The organism is Streptomyces sp. NPDC051940 (genome assembly GCF_040680895.1).
In the GTDB taxonomy this organism is placed as follows: Bacteria; Actinomycetota; Actinomycetes; order Streptomycetales; family Streptomycetaceae; genus Streptomyces.
The window spans coordinates 1-18,214 of record NZ_JBFAXR010000044.1; the positions used below are offsets into that span (position 1 = coordinate 1).

Sequence of the window (18,214 nt, forward strand, 5' to 3'; positions counted from 1 at the left end):
ACGACCTGTTCGCGGTGAACGGCATCCTGTTCAACCACGAGTCCCCGCGCCGCGGCGAAGCCCCCCAGCGACCACGGGCCGGGTACGGAATGGGGGGAGCGGTTGCAATCGGGTGGGTGCCCGGGAGTTGCCCGTGCCCGGTCGCGCTAGCCGACGCCCGCCCGGCGAGGCCACCCGCGCTGGCCGACGCCCACCAAGCCCCGCCCCGCACACCGCATATCGTGGAGGGCATGGCCGAAGACATCACGCCCCCCGCCGTCCAGGCCCGCGGCCTGTGGAAGCGCTACGGCGACCAGATCGCCGTGGCGGGCGTGGAGTTCGACCTGCCCGCCGGGCGCTTCATCGGGCTCGTGGGCCCCAACGGCGCGGGGAAGACGACGACCCTGTCCATGGTGACCGGGCTGCTGCGCCCCGACGCCGGCACCGTGACGATCGGCGGGGCCGACGTGTGGGCGGACCCGGTGGCCGTGAAGCCGAGGATCGGCGTACTCCCCGAAGGGCTAAGGCTGTTCGAGCGGCTCAGCGGACGCGAGCTGCTGGCGTACCTGGGACGCCTGCGCGGACTGCCCGGCGCCGAGGTCGACAAGCGCGCCGGTCAGCTGCTCGACGTACTCGACCTGGCCGGTGCGCAGCACAAGCTCGTCGTCGACTACTCCACCGGTATGCGCAAGAAGATCGGCCTCGCGGCAGCGCTCCTGCACAACCCCGAGGTCCTCTTCCTCGACGAACCCTTCGAGGGCGTCGACCCCGTCTCCGCACAGACGATCCGCCAGGTGCTGGAGCGCTACACCGCGTCCGGCGCCACCGTCGTCTTCTCCAGCCATGTGATGGAGCTGGTGGAGTCGCTCTGCGACTGGGTCGCGGTGATGAACGCCGGCCGTATCCGCGCCCACGGCCCGCTGGCCGACGTACGCGGATCCGCTCCCACGCTGCAGGACGCCTTCCTCGCCCTCGTGGGCGCGAACGGCCGCGACGCCGGCCGGAGTCTGGACTGGCTGGGCGGGTCGCCGCGATGACCGCCCTGACCGGGACACCGCGATGACGACGGCCGCCCTGACCGGGACCTTCGCGTCCCTGAAGCTCGCGCTGCTGCGCAACGGGCTGAAGCAGTCGACGGGCCGCCTCGTGCTGTTCGTGCTGAGCGCCGCCCTCGTGGCCCTCTTCGCCGCCGCCCAGCTCCTCGGCCTCGTCCTGCTCCGCGGGAACGCGCACGCCGGCGCCCTCGCCGTCTGCCTGGTCGCGCTGCTCGCGCTGGGCTGGGCGTTCCTGCCGCTGTTCTTCCCGTCCGGCGACGAGACCCTCGACCCGACGCGCCTGGTGATGCTCCCCCTGCGCCCGCGCCCCCTGGTCGTCGCGCTGCTGCTGACGTCCGTGATCGGCATCGGGCCCCTGTTCACGACGACGCTCGTCGCCGGTTCGGTGATCGCCGCCGGCGAGGGCGCCGCGGCGACGGGCGTCTCGGTGCTCGCGGGCGTCCTCGCGCTGCTGGTCTGCCTGGCGCTCGCGCGGGCCGTGGCCACCGCCAACGTGCGCCTGCTGACCAGCCGCAGGGGCCGGGACCTGGCCCTGCTCAGCGGGCTGGTCGTGGCGGTGGGCATCCAGGCCGTCAACCTCGGCATCCAGAAGCTGAGCGCACCGGGAGCCGGCCTCGGCGAACTCGAGCCCGTGGCACGGGTGCTGCGCTGGGTGCCGCCCGCGTCGGCCGTGGACGCGGTCCGCGCCGCGCAGGACGGCCAGTGGGGGCGTACGGCAGTGGGGCTGGCGCTGACGGCCGCGGCGCTCGCGCTGCTCCTGTGGTGGTGGGAGCGCGGCCTGACGCGGCTGATGACGTCGCCGGACTCCTCCACGATCCAGGCCGCGGCACCCGCGACGGCACGGCGCCGCGCGTCCGTCCTCACCCGCTTCCTGCCCGCGGGCCGCGCGGGCGTCGTCGCCGAGCGCACGCTGCGCTACGCCTGGCGCGACCCGAAGACGCGCATCGCCTGGGCGACGGCGATCGGCGTCGGCCTGCTCATCCCCGTCGTGGCGGCGGCGCAGGGGCACGGGAACATCTATCTGTCCTGCTGGGCGGCCGGGATGCTGGGCCTGCAGATGTACAACCAGTTCGGCCAGGACTACTCGGCCTTCTGGATGGTCGCCCAGACCCTCTCGAGCCGCGCGGACGCCGACGCGGAGCTGCGCGGCCGGTCGCGGGCGCTGCTGCTGGTGGCGCTGCCGTACGTCACGCTCGTCGTGCTGGGCTCGGCGGCGCTGTTCGACGACTGGGGGGCGCTCGCGGAGGCGCTCGGCATCTCCTTCGCGCTGCTGGGAGCGCTGGTGGGGACGGGCGCGGTGGCGTCGGTGCTGGTGCCGTACTCCATCCCGGCGGACAACGGCTTCAAGAACGTGGCCCCCGGCCAGGGCATGGTCGCGAGCCTCAGCATCTTCGGCGGCATGCTGCTGGGCGCGGCCCTGTGCGCGCCGCTGCTGGCGCTCACGATCTGGCTGCACGTGGCCGGACCGCACGGCTGGCTGTGGCTCGTCCTCCCGGTCGGCGCGCTCTACGGATACGCGCTGATCGACGCGGGTGTGCGCATCGGGGCGCCGAGGCTGGCGCGCCGTCTGCCGGAGATCCTCACGGCGGTCAGCCGGGGCTGACCGCGCGCGACGGAGCCGCACCCCGCTGGATGGGGCGCGGCCCGCCGCGGGGACCGGTGAGCGGCGGGTCAGCTCACCAGTCGCACCAGGGCACCCAGTCCACGTTCTTGACGTAGCGCGCCGTGACGTAGTCGCCGTCGCGCAGCTTGTACCAGATGCCGTTGCCCATCACGTCGTCGCCGCACTTCTTGCAGACGAGGTCGATGATCGTGCCGCGCCCGATGTTGCCGCGCCACGCCCCGTTCACATGGCTCGGAGCGGAACGGATGTTGACGCCGCCCTGCGCGATGACCACGCCCCGCGGGAAGTCGTCGTCCCACGTCTTCACGGACGCCGGCTGCGCGGCCTCGGCCGCCGGCGCCACACCGAGCATGCCGCCGAGGACCATGGCGCTCGCGGAGGCGGCCACCAGCACTTTCTTACGTTTGAACACAGTTGCCCCTTGACAGTCCAGCAGACGGGATCGTTCACCCCGCCCGGTTTGTATGACTATCTGACCGATGGACACTGTTTTCCTCGCCAGGAGCGACTGTTTCCCTCGTTCGGCAGACCGGCATCACACGTCTGGCAGCGTGTCGCGTCCGGTGCGTCCGAGGGCTGACGGACGCTCAGCCCACCGGGTGCAGGACCTCGTTCAGGAACGGTTCGATCGCGTGGCGCCAGCCCGCCGGGGAGTCGTAGTGCACGAGGTGGCCGGCGTCGGGGATCTCCGCGTACTGGCCGCGGGGGAGGACGCGGACCATCTCCATGGCCTCCGCGCGGCCCAGTTCGCCGTCGAGGCCGCGGACCACCAGCGTCGGGCACTGGACCTGCGCCAGCTCCTCCCAGTGCGCGTCGTGCACCCAGGTCTCGCGGGCGACCAGCATCTGGCGGCGGGAGAAGACCGGACGCCAGCCGTCCGAGCGCTCCGTCATCACCTCGGCGTAGAAGGCGCCGCGCTCGACGCGGGGGCGCTCCAGCGTGGGATCGTCCTCGGCGAACCACTTGCGGACGTCGGCGAGGGTGGCGAACGGCAGCGGCCAGGAGCGGAACCACGCCTCCCACTCCCGCTGGGACTGCGCGCCCAGCGCGGACGCCTTCATATCGCAGATCACCAGGGCGTTGACCAGGTCGGGGCGGCGGGCGGCCAACTGCCAGGCGGTGAGGGCGCCCATGGAATGGCCGACGAGGGCGACGGGCGCCAGGTCCAGCTGTTCGATGACGGCCTCGGCATCGGCGACGAAGGCGTCCCGGTCGTACGGCCCGTCGGCGGGTTTGTCGCTGCGGCCGTGGCCGCGCTGGTCGACGGCGATGGCGCGGTAGCGCTCGGCGAGCCAGCGGGCGGTGGGGGCCCAATGGGAGGCGCGGCCCATCAGGCCGTGCAGTAACAGCACACCGGGCCGCGCGGAGCCGCCCGGACCCGGATCGGGATCGGGCTCGGCCTGGCGGGGCCCCGGCAGGCCCTTGGGCGGATCGCCGTACTCCCAGGCGGCAAGGCGGACTCCGCCTGCTCCCGTGACATCGATGCGACGCACCATCTGTGCCGGCACCCCCATTCTCCTCGTCTCAAGCTGCCTCAAGCCGGACGTATGCATCCGGCATATCCGCGGATCGGGATCCGGACAAGCCTCAGGCTATCGAAACTTCATTCGAACAACCGTCCCTGGAGCCCATAACCCCACTTTCGAGTGACCACGCCACAGGGTTCACCGGACCCTTCGTGGGGATTGATGAAACCGGGAGGCGGACCGAGGGGAGGCCGCCGTGGGGGACGACCCTGGGAGCTCGGGGCTCCGGGTCGGCACAGGGGAGGCGGGGCCCCGGCGACGCCAGGCGCCGGGGCTCCCGTTATCGGTACGCCGCATCTGCCTGCCCCTTTCCCTGGCCCGGGAGGAGGGCTTGGCCCGCACATGGCCGGCCCGGGCCGGAAGACGTCAGCGAACAGGGTCGCACGGCTCGGCCCCACCCGCTGCCCCTTCCGCCGGGATTCCGGACGGATTGACCCAACCTCTTCGTCTCTTCACCGCTTCGCCCGGGGCCGAGGCCGGGCCCGGGGGCCGGGGGCCCGCGCCGCCCCGGGGCGCGGCGGATGCCTAGCGCTTCGCCACGAAGACGTGCGAGGCGATCTCCGCGTCCAGCTCGGCGGCCTCGCCGCCACTGCCCACCAGTACCCCGCCGGCGGCGGACGTCACGCTCACCACGGCGCCCGGCTGCACGCCGGCCCGCCGCAGGGTGTACATCAGCTGCGCGTCGGTCTGGATCGGCTCGCCGATCCGGCGGACGACCACGGTCTTGCCGTCCGTGCCCGGTTCGAGCTCGGTCAGGCTGACCATGCCCTCGTCCAGGAACGGGTCGGCGGCGTACTTCTCGCCCAGCTCCTCCAGCCCGGGGATCGGGTTGCCGTACGGCGACTCCGTCGGGTGCCGCAGCAGCTCCAGCACCCGGCGCTCGACCGCCTCGCTCATCACGTGCTCCCAGCGGCAGGCCTCGGCGTGCACCTGCTCCCACTCCAGGCCGATCACGTCGACCAGCAGGCACTCGGCCAGCCGGTGCTTGCGCATCACGCGTGTCGCGAGCCTGCGGCCCTCGTCGGTCAGCTCCAGATGGCGGTCCCCCGCGACCTGGACGAGACCGTCCCGCTCCATGCGCGCGACGGTCTGGCTGACGGTCGGACCACTCTGGTCGAGCCGCTCCGCGATCCTCGCGCGCATGGGGACGACGCCCTCTTCCTCGAGCTCGAGGATGGTACGGAGATACATCTCCGTGGTGTCGATCAATCCGGACATGCGTGCCCCTCGAATATGTCGTGCGGTGGCCCTGCCTCCCAATTCTTGCGCATCCCGCTGACAATCCGTCGTCGCCGGAGCGAATGCGGAGGCGCACCCGGCCGCACCCGACAGCGCGACGAGGCGACGAACAGCCCGCCGGAGCGAGTGCGGAGATACGCCCGGACGGCACGACCAGGCGACGTGGGGGGCCGCCGCGGCGCAAGACAGGGGGCTGCGATGCCCCTGCCTTGCAGCGTACCGGGCACCGGGGTCACGGGCGATGGTGTTGACTGCGGCCCATGACTTCCAGCGTGGACGATCTCTCCGGTCGGTACTTCGACGCCGCGATCGAGCGGCTGCGGCAGGTCAGGGACGAGGAGTCCGGCGCGGTCCGGGCGGCCGGCTCGATGCTCGCGGACGCCGTCGAGTCCGGCGGCCGGCTCTGGGCGTACGGGGCGGGGCACTCGGCGCTGCCCGCGCAGGATCTCGTCTACCGGGCCGGCGGTCTGGCGCTGGTCAACCTGCTCACCGTGCCGGGTGCGGCGGCGGACGTGGTGCCGGCGACGCTGGGCAGCGCGCTGGAGCGGGTCGAGGGGCTGGCGTCGGTGGTGCTGCGCACGAACGGCATCCGGGCGGGCGACGTGGTGATCGTCATCTCGCTCTCCGGCCGCCAGACTCTGCCCGTGGAGATGGCGCGCGGCGCCCGCGACCTGGGCGCGAAGGTGATCGGCGTCACCTCCGTGCGCTACGCCGCCCACACGGCGCCGGCGCACGCGAGCGGCACGTTCCTGAAGGACAACTGCGACCTGGTGATCGACAACAAGATCCCGCTGGGCGACGCGGAGCTGGACCTCCCCGACATCGCCCCGGCCCCCTTCGCCCCCGCCTCGACGGTCGTGATCAGCGCGATCCTCCAGGCGGTGACGGCGGAGGCCTCCGGCGCCCTGTCCGCCCGCGGCATCCGCCCCCCGGTCCTGCGCAGCGGCAACGTCGACGGCGGCCTGGAGTGGAACGACCAGGTCTTCACCGAGTACGCCGACCGCATCTTCTACGTCCGGTAGCGGCGGCCGCCCGATGCGCCTCGTGATCGACACGGCCCGCAGACAGGACGCCCCGGCCCTCGCGCACGCGCTGCTGGCCGCCTGGCTGGAGACGTATCCGCGCCCGTCCGCGGGGATCGACGAGGCGTGGATCCGGGAGCACCGCGGTGACGCGGTCGACGATGACGGCATCGCCCAGTGGGAACGGTTCGTCGAGGACACCGGCCGGCGCCCCGCTCACAGCTTCTGCCGCGTCGTGCGCCGCGGGGACGCGATCGTCGGCTTCCTGTGCGGCCGCCGGGACGAAGAGACCACCCTCGGGCCGATGTACCTGCTCCGGCAGGCGCAGGGCCAGGGCATCGGGCACCAGTTGATGGCGGCCTTCCTCGACTGGGCCGGGGACGCGCCCGTCCGGCTGTGGGTCACGGCCTACAACGAGCGCGCCGTCGGCTTCTACCGGCGGTACGGCTTCGAGGACACCGGCGAGCGGCACCTGTGGCGGGACCGGCTGCCGAACATCCGTATGTGCCGGCCGGGCGGCCCGTCCTGAGGGCCGCCCCCGCCCTCACCCCAGCAGCTCCGCCAGGTCCAGTGCCGACGCGACGCGGACCGCGACGTCCTCCGCGTACTCCGCGTCGCGGCGGGTGAAGGGGCGGCGGGTGGGGCCGCGGAGGAAGGTGGCTACGCCCAGGGTGCGGCCGCGGCTGCGGAGGACCGTGCACAGGGCGTGGGTCGTGCCCGGGGGCCATTTGCGGGCCACCGCCCAGCCCTCCGCCACCGCCGGGTCCGCGCCGGAGCAGCTGGCGCGTACCGAGCAGCCGCGGTCGACGGCCTGCGGGGCGGGGTGGCCCGCCGGGTAGCGCAGGGGGAAGCCGTGCGGGCCCGTGGGCAGGCAGGGGCCCGGGCCCTCGGCCGGGGTCGCCGCGGCGCGGACCAGTCGGCGCTGCGGCGTGTCCGGCTCGCCGCCGCCCTCACCCGGCGGCACGAGGTCGATCAGCGCGTGGTCCGCGAAGCCCGCGAGTGCGAAGTCGAGGTAGACCGTCGCCGCCTCCATCGGGTCCACGCACTCCGCCGCGGCCCGCGCCGCCCGGTGCAGCTGGTGGTCGCGGAAGCGGGCCACCGACGCCTCCTGCTCGGCGGTCTTCGCCTCCGTGACGTCGTGGAACAGCCACCCCACGCCCAGCGGCACGGCCTGCTCGGCGAGCGGCGAGGCCAGGCGTACGAACGCGCTGCGCCAGCACCGCCGCCGCGGTCCGGCGTCCCCCTCCCCCCGCACCACGATCCACAGATCGGCCGGCGCCGGCGACGCGCCCTGCGCCAGCACGTGCTGCAGCGCGGACTCCAGCTCCTCCGTGCCCTGCTCCAGCAGCTCGCCGAAGGGCCGTCCGAGCAGCGCCGAGCGCCCCATCCGCAGCGCCCGCGCCGCCTGCCCGTTGGCGACGGCCGGCCGCAGGTCCACGTCCACGAGCACGACGCCCCAGGCCGCGTCCTCGAACAGCGCCTCGCTCAGCGCGATCGACCGCTCCAGGTCGATCTGCGCGTGCACCTCGCTGAACGCGCAGTACACCCCCGCCGGCTGCCCGCCCGGCGTCGTCACGGCGGCGGCCTGCACCCGCACCAGCACCCGCCGCCCGTCCTTGGTCAGCAGCGCGAACTCGAGCACCTGCCGGCCCGGTGCCGCCATCACGCCCAGCAGCCGCCCCTGCACCTCCTCCGCGTCCCCGGGGCGCACCGCCCAGCCGTCCAGCCCCCTGCGGCCCACGGCCTCGGCGGCCGTCCAGCCCAGCAGGTGCTCCGCCTCGCGGTTCCAGTGGGTGACGACGCCGTTCGCGTCGAAGGCGCACAGGGCGGCGTCCATGCCGTTGAGGAGGGCGGACAGCAGATCAGGGGTGTCGGCGGACGGCGCGGCGCCGGGCTGCGCGGGCCGGGACGGCTGGGAAGGCTGTTCACCGGTGCGGTTCGGTTGGCGCGTTGCACTCATCCGTCACCCCCACGTGACACGTCTGCCTACGATCATTCAAACGGAAGGTGACGTGGACCACACCCCGTTCGCCCAAATGTTTAATCGGTTGAGACCCCCCGGAGCCGTGCCTAGTGTGTGGGGCACACGAGAAGGGAGGTGGTTCGGCGAATGTTTGATTACCGGACGCGTGAGGTGACTGCGGGCTAGCGTCCGCCGTCGCGAGAAGTACGCGCAACGCCGGACAGGGACGCGAGACATGCGTCCAGCCGGCCCAATCCCAAGCAGTTCACCGGCCCGCGGCCCCAGCCGATTCGTCCGATCGGCGCCCCCGTCCCTAGGCGGGGAAGGGTCCGCGGGCTTCTGCGTGCCGGCGCGTCACGGGCAGAGCCGCTCCACCCGCCACCCGTCGTCCTCGCGGACGTACCGCAGCCGGTCGTGCAGCCGGTTCTCCCGGCCCTGCCAGAACTCCACGGTCTCGGGTACGACCCGGAAGCCGCCCCACTCCGGAGGCGCCGGCACCTGCTCGCCCTCCGGATAGCGCTCGTCCAACTCCGCGTACAGCCGGTCCAGTTCCTCGCGCGAGGCGACCACCGACGACTGCCTGCTCGCCCACGCCCCGAGCTGCGAGCCGTGCGGCCGGCCGCGGAAGTAGGCGACCGTCTCGTGCCGGGGGGTGCGCTCCGCCCTGCCGGAGACGATCACCTGACGGGCGATCGGATGCCAGGGGAAGAGGAGCGAGAGGTACGGGTTGGCGGCCAGCTCCCGGCCCTTGCGGGAGGTGTAGTTGGTGAAGAACACGAAGCCCGCCCGGTCGTACTGCTTCAGCAGCACCGTCCGCGAGCTGGGCCGGCCGGCCGCGTCCGCCGTGGAGACGATCATCGCGTTGGGTTCGAACACCCCGCCGTCCACGGCCTCCTTGAACCACCGGTCGAACTGCCCGACCGGCTCGGCCGCGAGCTCCGCCTCCAGCAGCCCCGCCGTTCGGTACTGCTCGCGCATCGAGGCGGGGTCGTGGGCAGGCCCGGCGTCGGCAGGATCGGGGACGGGTCCGGAATCAAGGTGTCGCACGCCGCATATCTTGCCGTACGAACGCCACTGACCACACAGGGCGATGGGCGAGTCTGCCCACTTGGCGCCCGTGGTAACCCTGCGTGCGGAAAGCCGGACAGTGTGCCTCATGTCACGGCGACACGCATGTGTGCAACTCACCAAAATCCGACGGCGTGACTCTGTGAAGTCCGGACATGGCCGGGATATCGTTGCCAGGCCCGTGCGTGGGTGATGTCTGTTCGCACGGGGCAAGAGCCGGTTGTACGGCGGGCGGGAACGCGAGCGCACACAAGCCGCGGAATCCCGGGTCCCGCCGGCCATACAGACGTGACCATCACAAGGGGAGCCGCCTGATGTCCGACTTCGTACCCGGACTCGAGGGAGTAGTCGCGTTCGAGACGGAGATCGCCGAGCCCGACAAGGAGGGCGGGGCGCTCCGCTACCGCGGTGTCGATATCGAGGACCTCGTGGGCCATGTGTCCTTCGGGAACGTCTGGGGCCTGCTGGTCGACGGCGCCTTCAACCCCGGTCTGCCGCCGGCCGAGCCGTTCCCGATCCCGGTGCACTCCGGCGACATCCGGGTGGACGTCCAGTCGGCGCTGGCGATGCTCGCCCCGGTGTGGGGCCTGAAGCCGCTGCTGGACATCGACGAGGCGCAGGCCCGGGACGATCTGGCGCGGGCGGCCGTCATGGCCCTGTCGTACGTCGCGCAGTCGGCGCGCGGGCAGGGGCTGCCGATGGTGCCGCAGAAGGAGATCGACAAGGCGCGGACGATCGTCGAGCGGTTCATGATCCGGTGGCGGGGCGAGCCGGACCCGAAGCACGTGGCGGCGGTCGACGCGTACTGGACCTCCGCCGCCGAGCACGGCATGAACGCCTCCACCTTCACCGCCCGCGTCATCGCCTCCACCGGTGCGGACGTCGCCGCCTCGCTGAGCGGGGCCGTGGGAGCCATGTCGGGGCCGCTGCACGGTGGTGCACCCTCCCGTGTGCTCGGGATGATCGAGGAGATCGAGCGCACGGGGGACGCCGAGGCGTACGTGAAGGGCGCGCTGGACCGCGGCGAGCGGCTGATGGGCTTCGGGCACCGCGTGTACCGCGCGGAGGACCCGCGCGCCCGTGTGCTGCGCCGCACCGCCCGCGAGCTGGGCGCGCCGCGCTTCGAGGTCGCCGAGGCGCTGGAGAAGGCGGCGCTGGAGGAGCTGCACGCGCGGCGCCCGGACCGGGTGCTGGCGACGAACGTGGAGTTCTGGGCGGCGATCGTGCTGGACTTCGCGCAGGTCCCGGCACACATGTTCACGTCCATGTTCACCTGCGCCCGTACGGCGGGCTGGTCGGCGCACATCCTGGAGCAGAAGCGCACCGGCCGGCTCGTCCGCCCGTCGGCGCGGTACGTGGGCCCGGGGTCGCGCTCGCCGCGCGACATCGAGGGCTTCGAGGACATCGCGAACTGACGCGCGTCGCGGCCCGCGGCCCCCGGCCCCCCGCGGGGTCGGGGGCCGCGGCGCGCTGGCTAGCATTGCGGTCCATGACGCCTCTGGATCCCGCCCGTTCGGCCCTCGTCCTCGTCGACCTGATGGAGCGCATCGTCGCCCTCGACCTGCACCCGCGGCCGGGCACGGACGTCGTGGCCGCGTCGTGCGCGCTGGCCAAGGCGTTCAAGTCCGCGGGAGCGCCGGTCGTGGCCGTCCGGGTGGAGCGGCCCGGGGTCGCGACGCAGCCGCCCGGTTCGGACCTGGTCGCGGAGGTCGCCGAACTCGCGGACGCGGTCGTGGTGAAGCACACCATCGGCGGCTTCCACGACACGGACCTGGACGCCGTCCTGCGCCGGCACGGCGCCCGCACCCTCGTCTTCGCGGGGATCGCGACGAACCTCGGCGTCGAGTCGACGGCCCGCGCGGCCTCGGACCACGGCTACGACCTCGTCTTCGCCGAGGACGCGATGGCGGCGCTGACGGCCGCCGAGCACGACGCGGCGGTCCGCTACAGCCTGCCGCGCTTCGGCACGGTGGCTCCTTCGGAGAACGTGCGGCTCGGCTGAGGCCGGATCACAGCTTGCCCCACACCACGCGTATCCGGTGGCCGATGACGCCGGCGACCTGCTCTACGAACTCCGGTCGCAGTGGCGGCCAGTTCCAGAACTCCAGGCCCAGGTAGGCGAAGGCATGGTAGTCGTCCGCCCATTCCCATTCGGCCAGCGGGACCGGGCGGGCGCACGCCGGGCACGTCACCTCGGCCGCGCCTGTGGCGTGCCAGGTGTCTACGGCCTGGGTGAACGGGACCTGGGCGCCGTCGATCTCCTCCCACTCGTCCGTGTAGAAGAGGGTCTCCGCCGCACACCGCGGGCAGGTCACCGACTCAGCGTCGCCCTGCCCGCCGTGGAAGACGGTCCGTCCGGTGTGGACGGCGAGCCCGTCCGAGGGGTTCCTGTCCTCGTCCTCCTCCTCGACCGCCTTGGCCCAGTGCGGTCCGGGCGGGTGGCCGAGCGGCTGCCCCAGCACGCAGTCGGTCTGCCCGGCCGCCACGACGCCCTCGCCAACCAGCCACGCCACGGCCCGCGCCGCGAGTGCGTCGGCCTCGGCGGCTGTCGCGTCCAGATCGACGATCGTCTGGAAGTAGTCGCCCATCGGTCCCTCCCCAGGAGTGCGTGCACAGAACGCTAGGGGATGCCACCGACAACCCGGCGCCTCACCCCGCCCGCAGCACGTCCTCCAGCAGCCGCGCCCACTGGGCCACCACCCGGTCCCGCCGCGCCGAGTCGTCCGACAGCAGCGTCGCCAGGCCCAGGCCCCGGGCCAGGTCCAGGAAGCCCTGGATCGTCTCGCGGACGCCCGGGACGGACTCGTCCGCGCCCAGCAGCTCCACCGCCATGCGGTGGGACTCGCGCCCCACCCGGGCCTCCAGGGCCGTGACGCGGGGGCGGAGCTGGTCCTCGTTCGCCGCGGCCACCCAGAGCTGGAGGGCGGCGCGGAAGAGCGGTCCCGTGTAGAGGGTGACGATCGCCCGTACCGCCTCGTGGACGGTGGAGCCGCCGACCACGCCGCGCAGGGCCACGGAGCGTTCCGCGGCGACGTGCTCGACCGCCGCCGTGAACAGGTCCTCCCGGGTGGGGAAATGGTGCTGGGCCGCGCCGCGCGAGACGCCCGCCCGTTCCGCGACGACCGTGACCGTGGAGCCCGTCCAGCCGTACTCGGCGAGGCACGCCACCGCCGCCTCCAGCAGCCGCTGCCGGGTCGCGCGGCTGCGGTCCTGCTTCGGGGCGTTCGCCGTACGGGCCGTCACCGCGCCCACGCCGGGTCCCGTCGCTCCAGGAACGCCGTCATGCCCTCCCGGGCCTCCGCCGAGGCGAAGAGGCGGGCGGACAGCTCCGCCAGGTCCTTCGTGTCGCGGTCGAAGGCGCGCAGCACGTCCGCCGTCGTCAGCCGCTTGGACTCCGCCAGCCCCTGCGGGGAGGCCCGGCGGATGCCGTCCAGCACGGGCGCGAGGACCTCCGCCGGATCGCCCGCCAGGGTCACCAGGCCCGTACGGGCGGCCTCCGCCGCGTCGAACCGCTCACCGGTCAGGTAGTAACGGGCCGCCGCCCGCGCGTCCATCCGCGCCAGCACCGGCATCGAGATCACCGCCGGCGCCAGCCCCAGCCGCGCCTCCGTGAACGCGAAGGACGAGCCCGGCCCCGCGGCCGAGACGTCGCACGCCGCCAGCAGCCCGAGACCCCCCGCCCGTACGTGCCCGGACACCGCCGCGACCACCGGCTTCGGCAGCTCGACGATCGTGCGCAGCAGCCCGGCCAGCCCCAAGGGGCCGGCCGTCGCGCCACCGGAGACGGCCTCCGACAGGTCCGCCCCCGCGCAGAACGTCCCCCCGGTGTGGGTAAGCAGCACGGCCCGTACGGCGTCGTCCTCCGCGGCCGCCGCCAGCGCCTCGTACAGCTCCGACACCAGCCGCGCCGACAGCGCGTTGCGGTTGTGGGGCGAATCGAGCGTGACCACCGCGACACCGCGGTCGTCGCCCACCCGCACCAGGAGGTTCGCCGACGTCATGACTTACTGCCGCTCCTTTCGCGGGCGCGGAGTTCGCGCCGCAGAATCTTGCCGCTGATGGCGCGCGGGATCGCGTCCACGAACTCCACCCGCCGCACCTTCTTGTACGGGGCGACCTGTCCGGCCACGTATTGGACCACATCGTCCGCGGTGAGCCGGTGGCCCGGCTGCGGGACCACGAACGCCTTCGGCACCTCGGTGCCGTCCTCGTCGTACACGCCGATGACCGCCGCGTCCGCGATCCGCGGGTCGGTGAGCAGGACGGCCTCCAGCTCGGCGGGCGGGACCTGGTAGCCCTTGTACTTGATGAGCTCCTTGACCCGGTCGACAACGAACAGCCAGCCGTTCTCGTCGACCCGGCCGATGTCGCCGGTGTGCAGCCAGCCCTCCTTGTCGATCATCGCGTCGGTCTCCTCGGGCCGGCCGAAGTAGCCCTTCATCACCTGCGGACCGCGGAACCACAGCTCGCCGTCCTCGTCCGGCCCCAGGTCCTCCTCCGTCTCCAGGCTGACGACGCGCATCTCCGTCGACGGCAGCAGCTTGCCGACCGCCCCGGCCGGGAAGTCCTCGCTGTGGCGCGGCACGTTGTGGGTGCCGGGCGACAGCTCGGTCATCCCGTACGCCTGGAGGACCGGCGGCACCCCGAGCCGGGCCGAGCACGCCTTGGCCAGTTCGGCGTCCAGCGGGGCGGCGGCGGACAGGATGAACTCCAGCGCGCTGAGGTCGTGCCGGTCGACCGCCGGGTGCTTGGCGAGCGCCAGGATGATGGGCGGTACGGCGTACAGGCCCTGGATCCTGTACTTCTCCAGCGCCCCGAGGAACGTCTCCAGCTCGAAGCGCGGCAGGACGACCACCGTGGCGCCCTTGCGCAGGGGGCCGTTCATCAGGGCGGTCAGCCCGTAGATGTGGAAGAACGGCAGGACGGCGAGGATCCGGTCGCCCGGATCGGCCGGCATCGTCGGGTCGAGCTGGACGAGGTTCGTGGCGATGTTGCGGTGGGTCAGCATCACGCCCTTGGGCGTGCCGGTGGTGCCCGAGGAGTACGGCAGGACGGCGATGTCCTGCGCGGGATCGATCTCCACGACCGGCTCGGGCGCCGTGGAGCCGAGCATCTCCAGCACCGAGCGGTGGCCTGTCGAAGGATCAGCCTGGTCGCAGACGAAGATCTCCGCGATGCCCCCGGCCTGTTCGGCGGCCGTCCGCGCGGTCTCCAGCAGCGGCGAGACGGTGACGATCCACCGGGCGCCCGAGTCCCGCAGCTGCTTGGCGAACTCGGCGGCGGTGGCGAGCGGGTGCACGGTGGTGACCGAGGCGCCGGCGCGGGTCGCCCCGTAGAAGACGGCCGGGTAGGCGATGGTGTTGGGGCTGTGCAGGGCCAGCACGTCGCCCTTGCGCAGCCCGGTCTCGGCGAGGGCGGCGGCGATCCGGCGGGTGAAGCCGTCGAGCTGGGCGTAGCTGACGGTGGTGCCCGCGACGCCGTCGATCAGCGCCGGGATGTCGCCGAACTCGGCGGCCCGGCCGAGCACGGCGTCGTGGATGGGCAGGTCGACGGGGGCCACGGGGTCGTACTCACTGCGGAAGATCCTCATTGTTCTCCCTCTCCTCAGCCGCGCCATGTGCGGTGGTGTGCCGAAGCATGGCCGACTTCAGTACGACTTGGGCAGCCCCAGGGTCTGGTGGGACACGTAGTTCAGGATCATTTCCCGGCTGACCGGCGCGATCCGCGCCACCCGCGAGGCGGTGAGCATCTGGGCGAGCCCGAACTCGGACGTCAGGCCGTTGCCGCCGAGGGTGTGCACGGCCTGGTCGACGGCCCTCGCCGCGGCCTCGGCGGCGGCGTACTTGGCCATGTTGGCGGCCTCGCCGGCGCCGACGTCGTCGCCCACGTCGTACAGGTGCGCCGCCTTCTGCGTCATCAGCCGCGCCAGCTCCAGCTCGATGTGCGCCTGGGCGAGGGGGTGGGCGATCGCCTGGTGTACGCCGATGGGCCCGCCCTTCCACACCTGGCGGGTGCGGGCGTACTCCACCGCCTTCGCGAGGGCGTTGCGGCCGAGGCCGAGGGCGAAGGCGGCGGTCATGACGCGCTCGGGGTTGAGTCCGGCGAAGAGCTGCAGCAGGCCCGCGTCCTCGTCGCCGACGAGGGCGTCGGCGGGCAGCCGTACGTCGTCCAGGGTGAGCTCGAACTGCTTCTCCGGGGCGTGCAGTTCCATGGGTATCTGCGAGCGGTGGAAGCCCTCCGCGTCGCGCGGGACGATGAACAGGCAGGGCTTGAGCCTGCCGGTGCGGGCGTCTTCCGTCCGGCCGACGATGAGGGTGGCGTCGGCCATGTCGACGCCGGAGATGAAGACCTTGCGGCCGGAGAGCAGCCAGTCGTCGCCGTCCCTGCGCGCGGTCGTGGTGATGCGGTGCGAGTTGGAGCCGGCCTCGGGTTCGGTGATGCCGAAGGCCATCTTGCGCGTGCCGTCGGCCAGGCCCGGCAGCCACTGCCGCTTCTGGGCCCCGGTGCCGAAGCGGGCGATGACGGTGCCGCAGATGGCGGGCGAGACGACGAGCATGAGCAGGGGGCAGCCGGCGGCGCCCAGCTCCTCCAGCACGATGGCCAGCTCGGCGATGCCGCCGCCCCCGCCGCCGTACTCCTCGGGGAGGTTGACGCCGAGGTAGCCGAGCTTGGCGGCCTCGGCCCACAGCTCGTCGGTGTGCGCGCCCTCACGGGTGACGCGGACGAAGTACTCGCGCCCGTAGCGTGCGCCGAGGGAGGCGACGGCGGCGCGGAGGTCCTGGTGCTCCTGGGATTCGATCACGGGGGTCATGGCTGCGGCTCCTCGGTACGGAGAGAGGCTTCCTCGGTGACTACGGCGAGCAGGGCACCCGGCTCCACCTGCTGCCCGATCCGGGCGTGCAGGGCGGTGAGGGTGCCGGACGCCGGGGCTGCGATCCGGTGTTCCATCTTCATCGCCTCCAGCCAGAGCAGGGCCTGGCCCCGCGTGACCGGGGCGCCGGGCGCCACGCCCTCGGCGATCCGTACGACGGTCCCCGGCATCGGCGCCAGCAGCGATCCCGGCGCCGTCTGCGCGGACGGGTCCGGGAAGCGGGGTTCGGCGCGCAGGGCGACCGCGCCGAGCGGGGAGTCGACGTGCACCAGGCCGTCGGGGTACGCCGCCACGTCGAAGGGGCGGGCGACGCCGTCGGCCTCCAGGACCACGCGGCCGGCCGTGGCGTCCAGCAGCCGCACGCCGTCGTGGCCCTCGGCGTCCAGGCCCGCGCGGGTGAGCCGGTAGCGGACGTCCACCACCTCGTCGCCTGCGCGGTACGCCTTGCACTGCGGCTGCGAGGGGACGTTGCGGAAGCCACCGAGCCGGGCGGGCAGCGGACCGGCCGCGGTACGGGCGGCCCCGTCGGCCAGCGCGGCGGCGAGGGCGGCCACCGGTACGTGGGTGTCGCCGGGGCGGGTCAGGTCCGCGAGGTGCCGGTCGTAGAAGCCGGTGTCCATCGCCGCGGCGGCGAACTCCGGGTGCAGCAGGGAGCGTACGAGGAGGTCCCGGTTGGTGCGCGGGCCGTGGACGCGGGCACGGCGCAGGGCCTGCGCCAGCTTGCGCACCGCCGCGGCGCGCGTGGGGGCGTGGGCGACGGCCTTGGCGAGCATCGCGTCGTAGTACGGGGTGATCGTGTCGCCGGCGCCGTAACCGGAGTCCAGGCGCACGTCGCCGGGGACGTCCAGGCGGTGCAGCACACCCGTCTGCGGGGCGAAGTCCCGCGCCGGGTCCTCCGCGTACAGCCGGGCCTCGACGGCGTGGCCGCGCGGCTCCGGCGGCGCACCGGCGAGGCGTTCGCCCTCGGCGACGCGGATCTGCAGGGCGACCAGGTCCACCCCGTACACCAGCTCGGTGACCGGATGCTCGACCTGCAGCCGGGTGTTCATCTCCAGGAACTGCGCCGGGCCTTCGCGCGGGACGAGGAACTCCACCGTCCCGGCCCCGGTGTAGCCGATGGTCTTGGCGATGGCGGCGGACTGCTCGTACAGCTCGTCCCAGGGGCCGCCCGGAGCGGGTGCCTCCTCGACGACCTTCTGGTGGCGGCGCTGGAGGGAGCAGTCGCGGGTGCCGAGGGTCCAGACGGTGCCGTGGGCGTCGGCGAGGACCTGGACTTCCACGTGCCGGCCGCCCTCGACGTACGGCTCGACGAACACCTCGCCGTCGCCGAAGGCGCTCGCCGCCTCCGCGGAGGCGGCGGCCATCGCGGCGGCCAGAGCGCCGAGTTCGCGTACGACGCGCATGCCGCGGCCGCCGCCGCCCGCCGCGGCCTTGACGATGACCGGCAGGTCGGCGGGCGTCAGCGCGGCCGGGTCCAGGGGCGCGATGCCCAGGACCTCCTTCGCCCGGGTCTTGGAGGCCATGGCCTCGATCGCCTCCGGCGGCGGGCCGATCCACGTCAGCCCGGCCCCGGCGACCTGGCGCGCGAAGTCCGCGCTCTCGGAGAGGAACCCGTAACCGGGGTGGACGGCGTCGGCGCCCGCGGCCAGGGCGGCCTTCATGGTCAGGTCACCGCGCAGATACGTGTCCGCGGGCGCGTCGCCCGGGAGCCGTACCGCCGCGTCGGCCTCGCGTACGTGCGCGGCGCCCGCGTCCGCGTCGGAGTGGACGGCGACCGTGGCGATGCCGAGCTCGCGGCAGGTACGGAAGACGCGGCGGGCGATCTCGCCGCGGTTGGCGACCAGCAGGGTCCGGATCATCTGGGGGC

At 73.4% G+C, this 18,214-nt stretch carries 17 protein-coding genes; 6 read left to right on the forward strand and 11 right to left on the reverse strand.

From position 1 onward, the window contains the following. The first annotated feature begins 230 nt into the window (after positions 1-230). Together AB0M28_RS18820 and AB0M28_RS18825 are read left to right on the forward strand one after the other, a co-directional pair. Complete coding sequence (locus tag AB0M28_RS18820) at positions 231-1,016, forward strand: ABC transporter ATP-binding protein (protein ID WP_365405638.1); 786 nt, start codon at positions 231-233, stop codon at positions 1,014-1,016. A gap of 22 nt (positions 1,017-1,038) precedes the next feature. Further along, complete coding sequence (locus tag AB0M28_RS18825; RefSeq protein WP_365405641.1) at positions 1,039-2,637, forward strand: transporter; 1,599 nt, start codon at positions 1,039-1,041, stop codon at positions 2,635-2,637. Between the two features lie 73 nt (positions 2,638-2,710). Here the strand turns inward: AB0M28_RS18825 and AB0M28_RS18830 are convergent, their stop codons facing one another. The 3 genes from AB0M28_RS18830 to AB0M28_RS18840 all read right to left on the reverse strand — a co-directional run bounded on the left by AB0M28_RS18830 (position 2,711) and on the right by AB0M28_RS18840 (position 5,402). Then, entirely contained in the window at positions 2,711-3,070 is a 360-nt protein-coding gene (locus AB0M28_RS18830) for an SH3 domain-containing protein (RefSeq protein WP_365405644.1), read from the reverse strand. A 175-nt stretch (positions 3,071-3,245) separates the two neighbouring features. Continuing rightward, positions 3,246-4,154, reverse strand: a complete 909-nt coding sequence (locus AB0M28_RS18835) for an alpha/beta hydrolase (protein ID WP_365405778.1) — start codon at positions 4,152-4,154, stop codon at positions 3,246-3,248. Positions 4,155-4,709: 555 nt separating this feature from the next. Next, positions 4,710-5,402, reverse strand: coding sequence for a metal-dependent transcriptional regulator (locus AB0M28_RS18840; protein WP_365405646.1), 693 nt, complete (start codon positions 5,400-5,402; stop codon positions 4,710-4,712). A gap of 281 nt (positions 5,403-5,683) precedes the next feature. On the opposite strand from AB0M28_RS18840, the gene AB0M28_RS18845 reads away from it, so the two are divergent. Together AB0M28_RS18845 and AB0M28_RS18850 are read left to right on the forward strand one after the other, a co-directional pair. After that, positions 5,684-6,445, forward strand: coding sequence for an SIS domain-containing protein (locus AB0M28_RS18845; protein ID WP_365405649.1), 762 nt, complete (start codon positions 5,684-5,686; stop codon positions 6,443-6,445). Positions 6,446-6,458: 13 nt separating this feature from the next. Then, entirely contained in the window at positions 6,459-6,974 is a 516-nt protein-coding gene (locus AB0M28_RS18850; protein WP_365405651.1) for a GNAT family N-acetyltransferase, read from the forward strand. 15 nt (positions 6,975-6,989) lie between these two features. Here AB0M28_RS18850 and AB0M28_RS18855 read toward each other — a convergent pair whose 3' ends face one another. Next, complete coding sequence (locus AB0M28_RS18855; protein ID WP_365405654.1) at positions 6,990-8,405, reverse strand: PAS domain-containing protein; 1,416 nt, start codon at positions 8,403-8,405, stop codon at positions 6,990-6,992. A 357-nt stretch (positions 8,406-8,762) separates the two neighbouring features. Then, the gene (gene pdxH, locus AB0M28_RS18860; RefSeq protein ID WP_365405781.1) at positions 8,763-9,386 is read right to left on the reverse strand and encodes a pyridoxamine 5'-phosphate oxidase; all 624 of its coding nucleotides are present in this window, start codon (positions 9,384-9,386) and stop codon (positions 8,763-8,765) included. Between the two features lie 404 nt (positions 9,387-9,790). Here pdxH and AB0M28_RS18865 point away from each other — a divergent pair, with 404 nt between their 5' ends. After that, the gene (locus AB0M28_RS18865) at positions 9,791-10,891 is read left to right on the forward strand and encodes a citrate synthase 2 (protein WP_365405657.1); all 1,101 of its coding nucleotides are present in this window, start codon (positions 9,791-9,793) and stop codon (positions 10,889-10,891) included. A gap of 74 nt (positions 10,892-10,965) precedes the next feature. Then, a complete protein-coding gene (locus AB0M28_RS18870; RefSeq protein ID WP_365405660.1) occupies positions 10,966-11,478 on the forward strand; it encodes an isochorismatase family protein in 513 nt (170 codons plus the stop codon). A 7-nt stretch (positions 11,479-11,485) separates the two neighbouring features. Here AB0M28_RS18870 and AB0M28_RS18875 read toward each other — a convergent pair whose 3' ends face one another. The 6 genes from AB0M28_RS18875 to AB0M28_RS18900 all read right to left on the reverse strand — a co-directional run bounded on the left by AB0M28_RS18875 (position 11,486) and on the right by AB0M28_RS18900 (position 18,206). Further along, on the reverse strand, positions 11,486-12,064 hold the full coding sequence (locus AB0M28_RS18875; RefSeq protein ID WP_365405663.1) for a hypothetical protein: 579 nt from the start codon (positions 12,062-12,064) through the stop codon (positions 11,486-11,488). 61 nt (positions 12,065-12,125) lie between these two features. After that, on the reverse strand, positions 12,126-12,728 hold the full coding sequence (locus AB0M28_RS18880) for a TetR/AcrR family transcriptional regulator (RefSeq protein ID WP_365405665.1): 603 nt from the start codon (positions 12,726-12,728) through the stop codon (positions 12,126-12,128). Continuing rightward, positions 12,716-13,477 carry an enoyl-CoA hydratase family protein gene (locus AB0M28_RS18885; protein WP_365405668.1) on the reverse strand — a complete coding sequence of 254 codons (762 nt, stop codon included), beginning with the start codon at positions 13,475-13,477 and terminating at the stop codon, positions 12,716-12,718. The genes AB0M28_RS18880 and AB0M28_RS18885 overlap by 13 nt, the downstream gene beginning before the upstream one ends. Further along, positions 13,474-15,066 carry a 4-coumarate--CoA ligase family protein gene (locus AB0M28_RS18890; protein ID WP_365405671.1) on the reverse strand — a complete coding sequence of 531 codons (1,593 nt, stop codon included), beginning with the start codon at positions 15,064-15,066 and terminating at the stop codon, positions 13,474-13,476. Before AB0M28_RS18890 ends, AB0M28_RS18885 begins: the two co-directional genes overlap by 4 nt. Positions 15,067-15,123: 57 nt before the next feature. Next, positions 15,124-16,287, reverse strand: coding sequence for an acyl-CoA dehydrogenase family protein (locus tag AB0M28_RS18895; protein ID WP_365405674.1), 1,164 nt, complete (start codon positions 16,285-16,287; stop codon positions 15,124-15,126). Beyond that, positions 16,284-18,206, reverse strand: a complete 1,923-nt coding sequence (locus AB0M28_RS18900) for a biotin carboxylase N-terminal domain-containing protein (RefSeq protein WP_365405677.1) — start codon at positions 18,204-18,206, stop codon at positions 16,284-16,286. Before AB0M28_RS18900 ends, AB0M28_RS18895 begins: the two co-directional genes overlap by 4 nt. Positions 18,207-18,214 lie beyond the last annotated feature (8 nt).

What these genes read in the sequence shown, in the direction of transcription:
- AB0M28_RS18855 (WP_365405654.1), bottom strand. Translation starts at nt 8,405, where the DNA reads ATGAGTGCAACGCGCCAACCGAACCGCACCGGTGAACAGCCTTCCCAG.
- AB0M28_RS18900 (WP_365405677.1), bottom strand. Translation starts at nt 18,206, where the DNA reads ATGATCCGGACCCTGCTGGTCGCCAACCGCGGCGAGATCGCCCGCCGC.
- AB0M28_RS18850 (WP_365405651.1), top strand. Translation starts at nt 6,459, where the DNA reads ATGCGCCTCGTGATCGACACGGCCCGCAGACAGGACGCCCCGGCCCTC.
- AB0M28_RS18845 (WP_365405649.1), top strand. Translation starts at nt 5,684, where the DNA reads ATGACTTCCAGCGTGGACGATCTCTCCGGTCGGTACTTCGACGCCGCG.
- AB0M28_RS18890 (WP_365405671.1), bottom strand. Translation starts at nt 15,066, where the DNA reads ATGAGGATCTTCCGCAGTGAGTACGACCCCGTGGCCCCCGTCGACCTG.
- AB0M28_RS18870 (WP_365405660.1), top strand. Translation starts at nt 10,966, where the DNA reads ATGACGCCTCTGGATCCCGCCCGTTCGGCCCTCGTCCTCGTCGACCTG.
- AB0M28_RS18820 (WP_365405638.1), top strand. Translation starts at nt 231, where the DNA reads ATGGCCGAAGACATCACGCCCCCCGCCGTCCAGGCCCGCGGCCTGTGG.
- AB0M28_RS18840 (WP_365405646.1), bottom strand. Translation starts at nt 5,402, where the DNA reads ATGTCCGGATTGATCGACACCACGGAGATGTATCTCCGTACCATCCTC.
- AB0M28_RS18895 (WP_365405674.1), bottom strand. Translation starts at nt 16,287, where the DNA reads ATGACCCCCGTGATCGAATCCCAGGAGCACCAGGACCTCCGCGCCGCC.
- AB0M28_RS18825 (WP_365405641.1), top strand. Translation starts at nt 1,039, where the DNA reads ATGACGACGGCCGCCCTGACCGGGACCTTCGCGTCCCTGAAGCTCGCG.
- pdxH (WP_365405781.1), bottom strand. Translation starts at nt 9,386, where the DNA reads ATGCGCGAGCAGTACCGAACGGCGGGGCTGCTGGAGGCGGAGCTCGCG.
- AB0M28_RS18885 (WP_365405668.1), bottom strand. Translation starts at nt 13,477, where the DNA reads ATGACGTCGGCGAACCTCCTGGTGCGGGTGGGCGACGACCGCGGTGTC.
- AB0M28_RS18875 (WP_365405663.1), bottom strand. Translation starts at nt 12,064, where the DNA reads ATGGGCGACTACTTCCAGACGATCGTCGATCTGGACGCGACAGCCGCC.
- AB0M28_RS18835 (WP_365405778.1), bottom strand. Translation starts at nt 4,154, where the DNA reads ATGGTGCGTCGCATCGATGTCACGGGAGCAGGCGGAGTCCGCCTTGCC.
- AB0M28_RS18865 (WP_365405657.1), top strand. Translation starts at nt 9,791, where the DNA reads ATGTCCGACTTCGTACCCGGACTCGAGGGAGTAGTCGCGTTCGAGACG.